Annotated in this window: 13 protein-coding genes and 1 pseudogene; 8 read left to right on the plus strand and 6 right to left on the minus strand. The window is 62.2% G+C overall.

The window, feature by feature from the left end; genetic code table 11:
- Positions 1-433 precede the first annotated feature (433 nt).
- Complete coding sequence (locus EV664_RS15195; RefSeq protein WP_229668364.1) at positions 434-1,237, minus strand: cyclic nucleotide-binding domain-containing protein; 804 nt, start codon at positions 1,235-1,237, stop codon at positions 434-436.
- Positions 1,238-1,705: 468 nt separating this feature from the next.
- Positions 1,706-2,569, minus strand: coding sequence for a replication initiator protein A (locus EV664_RS15200; RefSeq protein WP_133496567.1), 864 nt, complete (start codon positions 2,567-2,569; stop codon positions 1,706-1,708).
- 308 nt (positions 2,570-2,877) lie between these two features.
- On the opposite strand from EV664_RS15200, the gene EV664_RS15205 reads away from it, so the two are divergent.
- The 7 genes from EV664_RS15205 (at position 2,878) to EV664_RS15235 (ending at position 8,608) form a co-directional block, all read left to right on the plus strand.
- Complete coding sequence (locus EV664_RS15205) at positions 2,878-3,468, plus strand: recombinase family protein (RefSeq protein ID WP_037508635.1); 591 nt, start codon at positions 2,878-2,880, stop codon at positions 3,466-3,468.
- 167 nt (positions 3,469-3,635) lie between these two features.
- Positions 3,636-4,268, plus strand: coding sequence for a sigma-70 family RNA polymerase sigma factor (locus EV664_RS15210; RefSeq protein ID WP_133496568.1), 633 nt, complete (start codon positions 3,636-3,638; stop codon positions 4,266-4,268).
- Positions 4,269-4,410: 142 nt separating this feature from the next.
- On the plus strand, positions 4,411-5,562 hold the full coding sequence (locus EV664_RS15215; protein WP_133496569.1) for an MlaE family ABC transporter permease: 1,152 nt from the start codon (positions 4,411-4,413) through the stop codon (positions 5,560-5,562).
- Positions 5,559-6,347 (plus strand): ABC transporter ATP-binding protein, encoded by a 789-nt coding sequence (locus EV664_RS15220; RefSeq protein WP_037508633.1) that lies wholly within the window; start codon positions 5,559-5,561, stop codon positions 6,345-6,347. Before EV664_RS15215 ends, EV664_RS15220 begins: the two co-directional genes overlap by 4 nt.
- A complete protein-coding gene (locus EV664_RS15225; protein WP_037508624.1) occupies positions 6,347-7,282 on the plus strand; it encodes an MlaD family protein in 936 nt (311 codons plus the stop codon). Before EV664_RS15220 ends, EV664_RS15225 begins: the two co-directional genes overlap by 1 nt.
- Positions 7,279-7,920, plus strand: a complete 642-nt coding sequence (locus EV664_RS15230; RefSeq protein ID WP_162848878.1) for an ABC-type transport auxiliary lipoprotein family protein — start codon at positions 7,279-7,281, stop codon at positions 7,918-7,920. The genes EV664_RS15225 and EV664_RS15230 overlap by 4 nt, the downstream gene beginning before the upstream one ends.
- Before the next feature lie 172 nt (positions 7,921-8,092).
- Complete coding sequence (locus EV664_RS15235; protein WP_133496586.1) at positions 8,093-8,608, plus strand: hypothetical protein; 516 nt, start codon at positions 8,093-8,095, stop codon at positions 8,606-8,608.
- A gap of 81 nt (positions 8,609-8,689) precedes the next feature.
- On the opposite strand, the pseudogene EV664_RS15240 reads toward EV664_RS15235, so the two are convergent.
- From EV664_RS15240 to EV664_RS15255, 4 genes and pseudogenes are all read right to left on the minus strand, one after another.
- A pseudogene (locus EV664_RS15240) lies at positions 8,690-9,449 on the minus strand (Tn3 family transposase); the annotation flags it as partial.
- Between the two features lie 235 nt (positions 9,450-9,684).
- A complete protein-coding gene (locus EV664_RS15245; RefSeq protein WP_133496571.1) occupies positions 9,685-9,897 on the minus strand; it encodes a hypothetical protein in 213 nt (70 codons plus the stop codon).
- The gene (locus EV664_RS15250) at positions 9,894-11,036 is read right to left on the minus strand and encodes a hypothetical protein (protein WP_133496527.1); all 1,143 of its coding nucleotides are present in this window, start codon (positions 11,034-11,036) and stop codon (positions 9,894-9,896) included. The genes EV664_RS15245 and EV664_RS15250 overlap by 4 nt, the downstream gene beginning before the upstream one ends.
- A gap of 3 nt (positions 11,037-11,039) precedes the next feature.
- On the minus strand, positions 11,040-11,717 hold the full coding sequence (locus EV664_RS15255; protein WP_162848873.1) for a recombinase family protein: 678 nt from the start codon (positions 11,715-11,717) through the stop codon (positions 11,040-11,042).
- A gap of 87 nt (positions 11,718-11,804) precedes the next feature.
- On the opposite strand from EV664_RS15255, the gene EV664_RS15260 reads away from it, so the two are divergent.
- Positions 11,805-14,774 carry a Tn3 family transposase gene (locus EV664_RS15260; RefSeq protein WP_133496529.1) on the plus strand — a complete coding sequence of 990 codons (2,970 nt, stop codon included), beginning with the start codon at positions 11,805-11,807 and terminating at the stop codon, positions 14,772-14,774.
- The last annotated feature ends 127 nt before the right edge of the window (positions 14,775-14,901 follow it).

Below are 14,901 nucleotides of genomic sequence, written 5' to 3' on the forward strand. Positions count from 1 at the left end.
CCGTAGGCGCAGCCGGTTATTTGCTTGATCGTATAAGGCGGCCAGCGCCCATTTACCCATCGATTCAGGAATGACCGATCGGAAGGCGACGGGCCTCGATCTCGCGCGTGGATCTCGGCGTTGAAGTCAGGTCGCGGCGGGATAGGTGATGGTCGAAAAACCGCGCCACGGCCGCAGCGGAAATAGACAGCGGACAGGTATGAAGAGGGAACTGCCGGCGCCGATCGCACAACTTGGCGCTCGGGGACTGGCGCTACGGTCGCGTTCGTCATCAAAAAACGGCTGCACCAGGCGCGAAGGTGGCCATTTGAGCGCGACGGTAAACGCTTGCTCCCCTCGGGAGCATCGCGACGCGAAGCGGCGCGTCCGACGTTTCGGCTTGGTGCTGTCGATGATCGTTTGCGGGTCTGTTCGGGTAGGACCGTCCTCGCCGTCAGGCGTTAGAGCGTTGGCCGACTAGGCCAACTCCATCTGCCCCTAGAACATATGAATCTAGGAGCGGTTGACCATTTTTTTGAGACTCTTGCTTCTCGATTGCGATGGCGAGGCTGTCCAATACGCGACGCAGGCCATCATCTTCGATTTCCTCGGCGACTACCTGGCGCGGGGAGCGCCAAAGCCGCATGGCCTCGATCTCCTCGATACGATCGGCCTCCCGCTGCACCACGTCGTCGGGAAGGGGAACGGGCCGGAGGAAGCGCGGAAGGAAGCGGGCGAGGCGGTTGGGGAAGCGCATGCGATAGACGTTCGACGTCTGCGCATTTCGGGCCTTCGGCCGATCGGCGGGCGGATCGATCGGCACGCATCGCCGCTGCTTGTCGAGTAGTCCCATCCGCGCAAGGGCCGCCAGCGCGCGCCCGACGCTGGCGCGCGAGACGCCGGCGGCCGCCTCGATCCACTCCCATGTCGGGAACACCTTCCCGGCGCACGTGCGCGCCAGGGTGGTAAGCTGCTCGAACACGCGCAGCGCCGTGTTGGTTATCAGGGTAGCGAGGCGTTCGTCTTCGGTGAGCTGGCGCCCTTCGGCACGTGCGACGCGACGCACCGCGTTCTTGCGTTTCAGCAGCTCGGCCGCTTGTTTGTAGAGCCGGTCGGGCTCTCCCTTCGCATAGCTATAGAAGAAGTCATCCTCGAACGTGCCGGCTTTTCGGCTGTTGGGATGGACATGCGCGCGCGTGGGATTTGGTCCACCCGATCGCGATCTCGGACGCTCGCGCTCGATACGATCGAGCGCCATGAAACTCGCCTTTGCGAGTGTAACAGCTCCCATCTTCCGTCCCCTTCATGGGGCCGGGACCAGGCAAAACTAGAGCGTGGCGCGAAGCGCGCTCCCTTGAACCTAGGCTCGGGAACGGGTATGAGGGGGGTGTCTTACGTCCCGATCGATGCCGCCAAGCATCGCTCATCACGTTCCAGGGTGCCCGGCCTTCGTGCCGGGCATTCGTTTATGTGGTCACGGCCGCTCCCTGACTGGCCGATCGCAGAATGCTCCCGGCTCCCCGATATTTTTGGCGAATTAAGAGGCGCGGCGAAACAGTTGAAGTTCGTGCTTTGGCGGACCGAATCGAAGAAAAATTCGTGCTTTCGCGGACCGCTGGCGTCGTGCTTCGTGCTTTCGCGGACCGTAGTTCGTGCTTTCGGCGACCGAAGTTCGTGCTTTCGCGGACCGTTTGGGCGCAGCGTCGTGCGAATCGAGTCGCGGCAGTTAAGAGGCGTCCGCCAGGCTCGGCTTGCGCTGTATGGTGACAGTAGTAGCGCCGCCACTCGCTCTCCGACTGGTAGTGTTGCCAGTCGAAGGCCGTTCACCCATGACGATGTTGTAGTCCGGGATCGCATTGGCGTCGGCGATACCCTTCATCGCGTGCCGGAAATGCTTGAGAGAGTTCTGATAGCCGAGTTGAAGGCGCAAGTCGTCTAGCCCGACCTGAACGGCTCCGTCCTTACAGGTGGACCGAGCAACCTCGTAAAGCCGCCGTTCGACCGGACCGAGCTGAAAGTAGCCCGGCGAGTAGTCCAGCACGCGACGATCGCGATGAATGGCTCGGAAGAGCCAATCGCATAGGCGGACTTTGACGGCCTTCAGCCGTTTATCGCCGTTCTTGGTCCGCGTGTAATGAAGCTGGGCCTCTGATAACCAAGAGAAAAAGCCGGCCTGGCCCTCGCCGCCGGCCTCGATATTCGTCTTGATCTGCGTGCCCTGCAGGCGCTCCAGCGCGTCGGAAAGGCGCGAATAGGACCGAGCTGAGCCGTTCACGCCAGTAACGCGGAATAGATCATGGGCCGTAAAGAAGAAGTCCTGCGAAACATGCTCGCCGGCGTCCAGCTTCGCGACCATGAGGCTCGCGATATATAGCAGAACCTCCTTGTCGTATATTGTCGCCACGCCGCGCGGCCCTGGGCCGATCTCGATCGACACCGCGTCGGTCTTGTAGATCAGCGAGCGCTTCCACGCCGTCTTGGTCAGTGCGAAGAACGGATAGGCCATCAACGATTGCTCGCCGCGGACCTCGGTGAGCAAGGGGCTGTCGAGAACGAATAGCTCGCCCTGGTTCATCGGCTGCGCCGTCATGACATATGCGCCCTCGGCACTATGACCACGCCGGTCCGCGAAAGCACGAACCGCGAAGGGGCATGGTCCGCGAAAGCACGAACATCCGGCCCTAATCGTCGGCCAGACGGGGGTGGGAGCATAGCGCGAACCACCCTCTTCGTGCTTTCGCGGACCTTCGGCATGGGACGCCGGGCGTGTCTCGCAAACGATCGATTATGAAGCGGGACCATGTGAGAAAGCATAGCAGGCGTGCAGCACGTATCAAAACACTTTCTCGATTGAGCTGGCTCGTGATAGGTGCGGACGGTAAGTTTTGAGAATAACCCATGCTGATTGGCTACGCCCGCGTCTCGACGCCCGAACAGGATCTAACACCTCAGCTCGACGCGCTCCGCGCGGTGGGTTGCGAGCGTACATTCACCGACAAGGCTAGTGGGTCCAATGCCAATCGTGCCGGCCTAGCTGAAGCCCTCTCGCATGCGCGCTCCGGCGACATACTGGTAATCTGGAAACTGGATCGGCTAGGTCGAACATCCAAGGGATTAATCGATCTCTCAATCGAGCTGGAGATGCGCGACATTGGTCTGCGCTCGATAACCGACGGTATCGACACGTCAGGAACGGCTGGCAAGTTCGTGTTCCGCATTCTCGCTGCATTAGCTGAAATGGAGCGTGATCTCATTCGCGAGCGCACTACAGCCGCACTGATAGCCGCAAGGCGCGAGGGGAGGGTCGGTGGGAGAAAGACAGTGATGACCTCCAAGCGTATTGAAGCAGCTCGAAGGCTGTTCGCGTCGGGGATGACGGTGCGCGAAGTCGCGCCGGCAATCGGCGTATCGGTCCCTACGCTCTACCGGCATTTTCCGGCGTCTGCGCAGGATGCAATCGGCGCGGAGAAGAAAGGCGACGATGCCTAAAAGAGATCTTTGCCGATCTTCGGCCGTATCAATCTTACTCTATAGCGGGCACAGCTCCGATCGCCCGGGACGGGACGAACCGGGCTCGAAGCATTCTAGCCGGCAACATTCCCGCCTTGCGTACCCTATATCACCTGAGGGCAGGAAAAGCCTGTCCGGAGAACAAGATGCCGCCCGAGGTGCCCGTCCATGCTTCCCCAGTCGCCATGCCCGACGATCATTTCGGAGCGGCACTGATCGAGCAGACGGCCGCGCTCAGCGCTTATGCCCGGCGGCTGACCGCGGGCGGTGCGGACGCCGACGACCTCTTGCAGGATACCCTGCTACGCTGCTGGAGCGCGCGGGCCAGCTTCGCGGCCGGGACGAGCCTGATTGCCTGGGCTCGAACCGTGATGAAGAACAACTTCCTCACCGGTCGTCGTCGCGCCCGCTTTCAGGCGGACCTTCCCGAGGAGGCGCGCGACCGGATGCTGAAGGTGGACGAGACCCAGAGCCTCGCCATCTGGCTGCGGGATGCGGATTGGGCGCTCGGCGAACTGCCGCCCCATCAGCGCGAGGCGGTGCTGCTGGCGAGCCAGGGCGCGTCGATCGAAGAGGCCGCGATGCGGCTCGGCGTTACCACAGGAACGGTCAAAAGTCGCATAGCGCGGGGCCGCACTCGGCTGCGCGCGCTCATCGAGGAGCGATCGACGCCGCTGTTGGCGGACAGAGACGGCCGGGACGAGGCCGCACCAGCGGCCGATCGGTCTGTCAGACCGAGAAAGAAGAAACGGGACTGGCGGGGCGTAAAGATCGGATAACTCTGTTTGTTGACATGGGGGAGGGCGGGGGATCTTTAAAGATTTTAGGCGACAAGGACATGACGACATGATTAGTTCCATAAGTTGCTCATTCTGGGCTTGTTCCTCGATGATTAGCGCTTAGGGGAGATATCGGTTTTTGATGAGCGTGCCGGGCCACAGCCCCCCCTTTGAAGTCGGCGTCGAGTCCGCACGTTACGAGCTGCGCCAGTCTGGCGAAGGGCTCTGCCTTGCGATTGGCGGCGACTGGACCGCATTCGGACTGGGCAACCTGCCAACGGAAATCATGCGGTCGCTCACCGAAGGTTCCCGGCCCAAAGCGCTGGACGTTCAGAGCCTCGGTCACGTGGACAGTGCGGGTGCCTTGGCACTCGTCGAAGCGCTCGGCTCAACAGCGCCGCTGGAGGCCAGTGATCGTCAGGATCTTCGCCGGCTCGCGGATCTGGTGGGCGCACCGTCCGAAGCCCGCCAGGTTACCGAGCCCGCAGCCTCCGCCATTACCACGTTCTTTGCTCGTATCGGCAGGCAGGTTGAAAGCTTCATAGGCCAAATCTGGGCGCTGATGGATTTCCAGGGGCGGCTGGTTGTCGCGCTAGGCCGGCACCTGAGGAACCCGAAGCGCTTGCGCCTGACACCGCTTTTCAGCGTGATGGAGCAGGCGGGCATCAATGCAATTCCGATCGTGATGATGATGTGCTTCTTCATCGGTGCGATCGTTGCGCTTGTCGGCGCCAACCTGCTTTCGACGTTTGGCGTTTCCGCCTTCACAGTGGAACTGGTCGGCGTAGCGATCTTGCGAGAGTTCGGCGCGGTCATCGCCGCAATCCTGTTTGCCGGCCGGTCCGCTTCTGCTTTCGCGGCGGAGATCGGCGCAATGCGCATGAACCAGGAAGTCGATGCGATGAAGGTTATGGGCGTTGACGAATTCGACGCCCTCGTTGTGCCGAGGGTCCTTGCCGCGCTTCTGATGGTTCCGATCCTGACCTTCTGTGGCGACATCGGCGGCATCCTGGGCGGACTGCTGGTCAGCTGGGCTACGATGGACATCAGCCCGGTCTTCTTTCTCGAACGCACAGTCGACACCGTGAGCTTGACGCATTTCTGGATCGGGCTCGTCAAGGCGCCCTTTTTCGCCTTGGTGATCGCCGCCGCGGGATGCGGCAAGGGACTTGCGGTCAGCGGCGATACGGAAAGTCTCGGCAGGGGTGTCACCTCCGCCGTCGTCCAGTCGATTTTCCTGATCATCATGTTTGACGCGATCTTCGCCGTGATCTTCATGGAGCTTGATCTGTGACCGGCGATGCGCCCGATCGTGGAAGCGCAGCGCCGCCGATCCGCGTCACCGGTCTGCGAACGGAGTTCGGCGACACGCTTATTCACGACGATTTGAATCTCGACGTGAAGGCGGGGGAAATCCTCGGGCTCGTCGGCGGATCGGGATCAGGCAAGTCGGTTCTGCTAAATACGATACTCGGACTAAAGACGCCCGATGCTGGTAAAGTCGAACTGTTCGGCCATGACATTCAGGAGGGGGGCGAGCGCGACGAAGTCGAGCGGCGGATCGGGGTCCTTTTCCAGAACGGAGCGCTGTTCTCGGCTCTGACCGTGCAGGAGAATGTCGAGGCGCCGTTTCTCGAGCACTCAGACCTGCCGATGGAACTTGTTGGAAAGCTGGCTGCGCTCAAGATCAAATTGGCAGGACTACCCGAAGACGCCGGTGCGAAGAAGCCGGCGGAGCTGTCGGGCGGAATGAGAAAACGGGCCGGAATCGCGCGAGCGATCGCGCTCGATCCAGCGCTGCTCTTTCTGGATGAGCCGACTTCCGGTCTCGATCCGATTGCCGCAAATGAGTTCGACGAGTTGATCCGGACCCTGCGTGACGCACTTGGCCTCACCGTTTTCCTGATCACCCATGATCTCGATACGCTCCATGCAATCTGCGACCGGGTCGCCGTCCTCGCCGAAAGGAAGGTCATTGCCGTCGCGCCTGTGGAAGATCTCGAACGGTCGGAACATCCATGGGTAAGAGACTTTTTCCAGGGGCCGCGCGGGCGCGCCGCGCAAAGGACTTATAACTGATGGAGCGTCACGCCCACTACGCCTTGGTTGGTGTAATTTCGACAATCGTCTTCATTGCGGCTGCCGCCTTCGTGATCTGGCTCGGCAGTCTGCAAATCAACCGGAAGGTCGATGATTATCGGATCCTCTTTCGCGGACCCGTCCGAGGCCTGAGCGAGGGCGGGGAAGTCCAGTTCAACGGAATCAAGGTAGGCCAGATCGAACGGATCGATCTGGACCCACGCGACCCCAATCGGGTCATCACCGATATTCAGATCAAGGCTGGAACGCCGGTGCGCGATGATTCGGTCGCCACTCTCGAAAGCGAGGGCATTTCCGGCGTAAGCATAGTCCAGATCAGCGCCGGCACACCCAGTCGTCCTTTGTTGAATAAGGTCTCGAAGGAGGAGCGCCCCGTCATCCGTAGCAAGGGCAATGCGCTCTCGTCACTCCTGCAGGGGGGCGGACAACTGATCCAGAAGGCTGCGGATGCGCTTGACCGCGTCAACCGTGTACTGTCCGACCGAACAATCGCCAATGCCGAGAAAACATTTCAGAACGTCCGGGAAACCTCAGACGCGCTCGTCGAGAACCGCGCAATGTTTGATCGTGCAAGTTCGGCACTGGCCAAGCTAGACCTTGCCGCGACGGACATCCAGGACGCGGCGCGATCCGTGCGCACCATCGCCAACGGCGACGGGCGCCAGGCCTTCTCCGACATTTCCGATGCTGCCGCTGAACTAAAGCTCGGGATCCGCGACGCGCGCGGAGTCATCGCAAAGCTGGACACGCAGAGCAGCGCTATCGGGACGACAACCTTGCCTAACATCAACGCAACAATGCTAGAGCTCCAGGAAACAGCGAAATCACTGGATGGCCTGATACGCGACGTGCGGCGCGATCCGCGCGCCACGCTGACAAAGGGCTCTGGCAAGGAACTGGAGTTACCACGGTGAACCGGATCGGGAAAATCGCTCCCTTGGGCCTCGCCTTGCTGCTCGGCGGTTGTGTGGGCTCACTGCTCGGCGGCGGGAAGCCCGACAATCTTTTTCGGCTGGAAACCGCTCTTGATCCGCCTGTACAGCAAGCATCCGCCCCCGCTACCCGCAGGGGTGTCATTTTCCTGCCGATCGACTTCGCAGCCGAGGCACGAAGCGATCGGATTCTTGTCAGCCGCGGGGCTGAAACCTTGTACCTCAAGGATGCCCGGTGGGTCACTCCGGCGCCGGACATGCTGGCTGGACTGGCAAGAACCGTGTTCGCCGCGCAGGCATCCGAAATTCTGCTGACGACACCGCGCCAGGCAGCCGGCGTCGATTATGCTCTTCAGCTATCGGTCGATCGGTTCGAGGCCGTTTACGCACCCGCAGCGGGTAAAAAGGACCCGCCGGTCGTGCGCGTGGAGGGCGAGGCGCGCCTGTTCCGCATGAGCGACCGGACGGTGGTGGCGACCCGCCGCTTCGAGGCCGATGCTCCGGCGCAGGACAACCGGGTGAGTGCGATCGTCTCGGCGTTCAGCGTGGCCACGGATCAATATCTCGTCCAGCTCGTCGAATGGACGAGGGTCCGTACTCAATCAAGCAGTCCATCGTGACGTAAGTTGTGCCCGAGTTTTCTCGGGCGTTTTGCCTCGAAAATTTGAATGGAAGTGCCAAACTATGATTATTGGTACGGCGATTTCAAACTGCCATGGTAATTTGATTGCAACGCTCAAACACCTATTGCGTTACGTGCGCATGCGATCACGTATTCCCAAACTGGCGCTTATGGCCGCTTTAGTTCTTCCAGCAACCGCTCAGGCTCAAGAAGCGCCTCCAACGACACCAGCCACGGCGGAGGACAAGAGGCCCGTTGCTAACACCTTGAACAAGGCGGGCGACATAGCGACCCAGCCAGTGCGCGACGTGGGCGCCAAAAAACGCGAAATACCTCCCGTCTTAGAACGCGCTGCTCAAGACCCATATGCGACTACTGGGGCGCGTACATGCTCCCAGATCAGCGCTTCCATGGCCGAACTCGGCGAGGTCCTTGGCCCAGACTATGTGCCGGGACATGGCACGAAGGAAAATCGCGCTGGCAAGCTCGCCGAAGCCGGCGGTAAGACGGTCGTGAACGCGCTCATCCCGTTTCGCGGGCTAGTTCGGGAGGTGAGCGGGGCGGCACCGGCAGAACGCCGCTACAATGCCGCGCTGGACGCGGGACTTGTCAGGCGCGGCTTTCTTCGCGGACTGGCCGTTGCACGCGGTTGCAAACTGACTACCAATCCGCCGATAAAGGGCTGATAAAGTTGGATACCTCCATTTTAGAGGGCATAGCGTGGATGGTACGCTAAACGACGCTTAGGGCGAACAATCAGCGAACGTTCAGGCGACGCGGCTATCGGGCGGCAGATTGAGGACCTTGCGGCCAGCGGAAGCGGCGGCGTGATCCCGGAGTAAATCGCCCGAAAATGCAATATGCTCCCAGCCAACAGGGGAGGTATGGCAAGAAGATCATCAGGCACCGCGACCGCCGCTGATCGCAGATGTTGAGCGGCGGCGTCCATGTAGATCGTGTTCCAATGACGATCGCGGCGATGACCAGGTTGAGGCCGGATGCCCGATATTGTTGCGCCTCATGGCTGCGGTCGATGATACGGCCCTGGCGGAAGGTGTAGATCGCCTGCGTCAGGGCATGGCGTTGTTCGCTGTTGTTGAGTCCGGGATGGCATCGCCGACGCAGATCGGGGTTTTCGAGCCAGTCGAGCATGAACAGCGTCCGCTCAATCTTGCCGATTTCCTGTAGCGCGACGTCGAGCTGGTTCTGCCGCTCATAGGCGGCGAGCTTCGGGAGCATGATTGATGGGGCGACGTGGCCGGCCTTGATCGATCCTACGAGGCGCAGCACGTCATCCCATTGCTCGCCGATGATGTCGGTGCGGATACGCTTGCCCAACAGCGGGGTGATGGACGGATAGGCCGTGACCGGCGCGATCGGCGCGAGCCGTCTGTCGGGAAAGTCGCGCAAGCGCGGGCAGAAACGAAATCCCAGCATGGCGCACAGGGCGAAGACATGATCGGTCGCCCCGCTGGTGTCGGTGTAATGCTCGGCGATTTTCAGTTCGGTGCCGTGGCTGGTGAGGCCGGCCTCAGACCCGGTTCTTGCGCTCGATCGGCAGCAAGTCTTGGGCTAAAGACGGTGATGCGGCGCGTGAAGTCGCGCCGGCGATCGGCGTGTCGATACCTACACTCTACCGACATATTCCGGCGTCGGCGCAGAATGGGATCGGCGCGGAGGGAGAAGGGGATGAATCCCAGCAATGAAGTATTGGGCGAGGCCCTTGGTCTTCTCGATCTGACGCTAAGCCCAGTAGGAACGATCAAGCCTGATGCGAGACCAGGGAAGGATTGCTAACGGCTAAGCCGCTGCCGAAGACGATCGCATCCTCGACAAAGCCGGTGCCGGTCTGGCCAAAACGCCGCATGGACCACCTGCGCGCCGCAAGGCCGGCGTGGGAGGACGCCAGCGCTGCGCCAACTGCAATAACAGCACCCAACACGCGCTTGTCGGGGGGCGGTGAGAGGATGGTCAAAAACGTACGCTAAGCGGATCGCGACGATTGAAGGCTTGCCGCAATTGCCCTGCAGCACGTGTGATCGCACCTTCGTAGTCACCGAAGGCCAACGCCACCGCCTCCGACTGCTTTTGGACCCTTTCAGGATGTCGTGCGAACGCCCGGTCGATCACATCGAGAACATCGTCAGTTCCGGACCCGACCTCCCCCAGATGCCAACCAGCGTAGCGTGAATCGTCCTTCCAGTTTGCACCATGTGCATTGAGGAACGCCACCGGCCGGGGCGTTGTAAGGAATTCGTATAGCTGGCTCGACATGTCACCCAGATAAATACTGGCGGCCCGCGTGTAGGTCATGTCGAAGAGCCTGGGTGAATCGAGATCCACAATGATGTGTCCTGGCTCTGAAAGCTTCTGCCATTTCGCCCGGGAGACCGCATCCAGGTTCTCGAAAGCGCGGATGTGAGGCGCAAAGATCAGATTAAATCGCTCCTGCTCGCGAAAGCGGGCGATGACGTCCCGAGCCAGACTGATTGACGAGATGGAGCGATCAAAATGGGGATTGTAGACGACGATCGGTCGATCATTATCGAACAATCGCGATCCGGCAGGCATGGTTCGCAAATAATCCATCTTTATGTAGCCGACTGCTGAAAGCTTTTTCCTGTCGATGCCTTGCGCTACCGCTCGCTCGATATCCTTCTGCCCGGCGACAAAGATGAAGTCGAAGGCGCGCAGCCTCACTTCCGAAGACGGCGCGCGATCGCCAGCCCCGTGACGAAAATGTATGAGCGGGCGGCGCCATCCCAAACACCGCAAAGCCGCGGAGGTGCGCTCCGGAACGATGATTGCATGTGAATTCCGGAGCAACCATCGGATCTTCGCCAGCAAGGGGCCTTTCGCCGACGATTGAATGCCCGTCAATCGGGCCGCCATCCTGCTTGCCCAGGGCCACGTAATTTGCGTTACCTTCATCGTGCCTGCGCCCATGGTCTCGGCAACCTTGAGCAAAGCGGTGGCCGTGCGTTCATCGGCGCAAATGCATTCAACGGCTATATTGGGATGACGCAGGCTGATCGCAGCGGCCACGGGCGCCAGGTGCAAGACCTGATGCTCTCCACCGATAAAGACAAAAGCCAGATTTTTCGAGAATGTCATAGGTTATGTGACTGACCGCGCCTTGCGGGCGAGAAGCTTTTCCCCATCTGCCCTGATCTCCCCTTTTGGTGTGACGTGACGATAAAGCGTTTGCCTCGTGATACCGAGTTCGGCGCATAGTTCGGCGACCTTGGTTTCCGGCTTTCCCATGGCTGCTTGGGCGAGACGCAGCTTGGCAGGCGTCATTTTGAAAGGCCGTCCGCCGTGCCGACCCCGTGCGCGGGCGGAGGCGAGTCCGGCGCGGGTGCGCTCGACGATCAACTCGCGCTCGAACTCGGCGAGGCCGGCGAAGATCGCGAAGATCAGCCGGCCGTTGGCGGTAGTGGTGTCGATCGACGCGCCTTCGCCCGCCAGCACCTTGAGGCCGATCTGTCGCTTCGTCAGCTCGCCAACCAGGTTGACGAGATGGCGCAGGTCGCGCCCTAACCGGTCGAGCTTCCACACGACCAGCGTATCGCCGCGCCGCAGCGCCTTGAGGCAGGCATCGAGACCGGGGCGCGTGTCACGCCGGCCCGATGCGGCGTCCTCATAGATGTGGTCGGGATCGACGCCGGCCGCGACCAGTGCGTCACGCTGGAGGTCATGGACCTGGCTGCCGTCTGCCTTAGACACTCGTGCATAGCCGATCTGTGTTGTCACATATACGTCCGTTCGCGTGACGGAGCGGGATCGCTTCGTCATCGATCTACATTGTGTCACATAACCCGTCTTCTGGTCTATGCTCCGTGAACAGGTCTGCTTTCCTGTTTCGTGACGAACAGGACACCAATGCCGACCAAGACTATCCTGTCGCCAGCACAGCGTGCGGCGATCTTCGATCCGCCTCTCGATCGTGCGACGATCGAACGGCTCTACACGCTCGGTCCCGACGATCTGGTGCAGGTGGCGCGACGTCGTCGCGGGGCCAACCGGATCGGCTATGCGGTGCAGCTCTGCTACCTGCGCCATCCTGGGCGCGGGCTGCTAATGGGCGAGAACGTGCCCGACACCATGCTGGCGCTGCTCGCCGACCAGATCGGATGCGAGGCGAACGACTTCACCGGCTATGCCATGCGCCTCACGACGCTGCGCGAACACCGTGCCGAGATCGAAGCCCTGCTCGGTCTGCGTGCCTTCGCGCGGGTGGAAGTGCGAGCTATGCTGGCGCTGGGATCGGAGATCGCGGCCTCGACCGATAGGGGCGAAGCGATAGTCACCGGGATGGTCGATCGCCTTCGGACGGATCGTATCGTGCTGCCGGCGGCATCGACGCTGGAACGGCTCGCGCTCATTGTGCGGACACGGGCGCGCAAGGCAGCCCATGCCAATCTGATCCGCGACTGTTCGGCCGAGCAGGAAGCCGCGCTCGACCATCTGATCGGCTCCGACGACCGCGGCCGTACCCGACTCGGGTGGATACGCGAGTGGCCGGAAGCACCATCGGCCGCCAACCTGAAGGGGATCGTCGAACGGCTCGACATGGTGCGCGACATCGGGATCGTGGCCGATCGGGCACGGCGCATCCATGCCGCCCGCTATGCCGTCATCGCGCGAACCGCCGGCATCGCCACCGCACAGCACCTGCGGCGTCTCGAACGCCCGCGCCGGCTCGCGATGCTCATCGCTTCCATGATAGAGATGGAGGCAGCGCTAACCGACGCCGCGCTGGTCATGGTCGAGAAGATGGTCGGTGGGCTGTTCCGCCGCGCCGACCGCACCCGGTCCGACCGGCTGCTCGGCCAGGCACGGATGTTGAAGGACACCGCGCGCTTCCATGCCCGGCTCGGTCGCCTGCTGGTCGATGCCCGTGCGAGTGGGCGCGATGTCTTCCGCACGATTGACGCCCAGGTGGGCTGGGATAAGCTAGAACGCAGCATCCGCTTCGCCGAGGATCTGACGCGCGCGGCAGATGATGGCCTGGAGGAAGTGGTCGAGCGCTATCCCGCCGTGCGACGGTTCTCCCCGACCTTCCTCGCCGCCTTTACCTTCCGCACCGCACGATCGGGCGATCCGCTGCTCGGCGCAATCGAGGTATTGCGAACGATGTACCGCGACGGACGTTCGGTCCTGCCGAAGCGGGTGCCGACCAGCTTCATCAAGCCGCGCTGGCGCAAGGTGGTGCAACCGACGGAAGGAGCGATCGACCGGCGCGCCTATGAGATCGCGGTGATCGTCCACCTGCGCGAACGGCTCGGCTCGGGCAGTATCTGGGTGGACGGCAGCCGCGCCTATCGCACGCTCGACGACTATCAGCTGCCGGTGCCCGCCTTCGAGGCCATGCGCGCCAGTGGCGATCTGCGCCTGGCTGTACCGACCGACTTTCCCGAATGGTACGAGGAACATCGCACCCTGCTGGCGCGGCGCATGACCGAGGTGGAACGCGGAGCCGCAGCTGGCGAACTGGTCGACGTGACGATCGAGCGCGGGCAGTTGCTCATATCACCGATCCGGCGATCCCCGTCCGACGATGCCGAGGCGCTGAAGGCGCGGCTCTACGCGATGCTGCCGCGCGTCCGCATCACTGACCTGCTGGTCGAGGTGGCCGCATGGTCGGGCTTCACCGATCGCTTCGTCCATGCGCGCAGCGGCGCACCCGCCTCCGACCCATCGGCGCTGATGGGTGCGATCCTCGCCGATGCGACCAACCTGGGCCTCGGGCGTATGGCGGAGAGCTCGCGCGGATTGACGCTGGCCCGCCTGCGCTGGACTGCCGAATGGCATGTCCGGGACGAAACCTATTTGTCGGCGCTGGCGGCGATCGTCGACTGCCACACCGCGCATCCGCTTGCGGCGGTCTGGGGACCGGGCGACACATCGTCGTCGGACGGGCAGTTCTTCCGCGCCGGCGGTCAGGGCGAGGCTCGCGCCGATCGCAACGCCCGCTACGGCACCGAACCCGGCGTGCTGTTCTACACCCATGTCACCGATCGCTTCACCCCGTTCCACACCAAGGTCATCGCCGCCAATGCCGGTGAGGCCGCGCACGTCCTTGACGGCCTGCTCGACCATGAGAGCGAACTGGTCATCCGCGAGCATGCGACCGACACTGCTGGCGCGGTCGATCACGTCTTCGGCCTGTGCCACCTGCTCGGCTTCCGCTTTGCGCCGCGCATCCGCGACCTCAACGAACGCCGGCTATACGGTCTGTTGCCGCTCGATTCCTGGCCAACGCTGCGCCCGCTCGTCGCCGGGCCAGTCAACGTACGCGCGATCGAGGAGAACTGGGACGAGACGCTGCGCCTCGCAGCCTCGATCCGCGCTGGCACCGTCAGCGCCTCGGTCATGCTGCGCAAGCTGGCGGGCTTCCCGCGCCAGAACCCCGTCGCCCGGAGTTTACGCGAGATCGGGCGGGTTGAACGCACCTTGTTCATGCTCAACTGGTTCGACGATCCCGAGCAACGACGCCGCACCGGCAGCATCCTCAACAAGGGCGAGGCCCGCAACGCGCTTGCCCGCGCCATCTTCTTCAACCGGCTCGGCGAACTGCGCGACCGCACTTTCGAGAACCAGCGCCATCGCGCTTCGGGCCTGACCTTGGTCACCGCGGCCGTCACGCTGTGGAATACCGTCTATCTTGATCGCGCCGTCCGGCATTTACGTGGAAACGGTATCGACGTGCCCGACCAAATGCTCGCCCACGTCGCCCCGCTGGGCTGGGAGCATGTCGGTCTCACCGGCGACTATCTCTGGGGCGAAATCGACAAACCCCGTGAGCGTTTCAGGCCGCTTCGCCTTCACCAGCAAAGCCAGAACGCTTAGCGTACGTTTTCGACCATCCTCTCACCGGTCCCCTGATAGGGCTTGCCCGGCGCGATGTAGTGCCACTCGACATTGCGCTCCTTCGACCAGCGCAGGATCGCCATGCTGGTCAGCTCGGTGCCATTAT

It is taken from the genome of Stakelama pacifica (assembly GCF_004361835.1).
Taxonomy (GTDB): Bacteria; Pseudomonadota; Alphaproteobacteria; order Sphingomonadales; family Sphingomonadaceae; genus Sphingomonas; species Sphingomonas pacifica.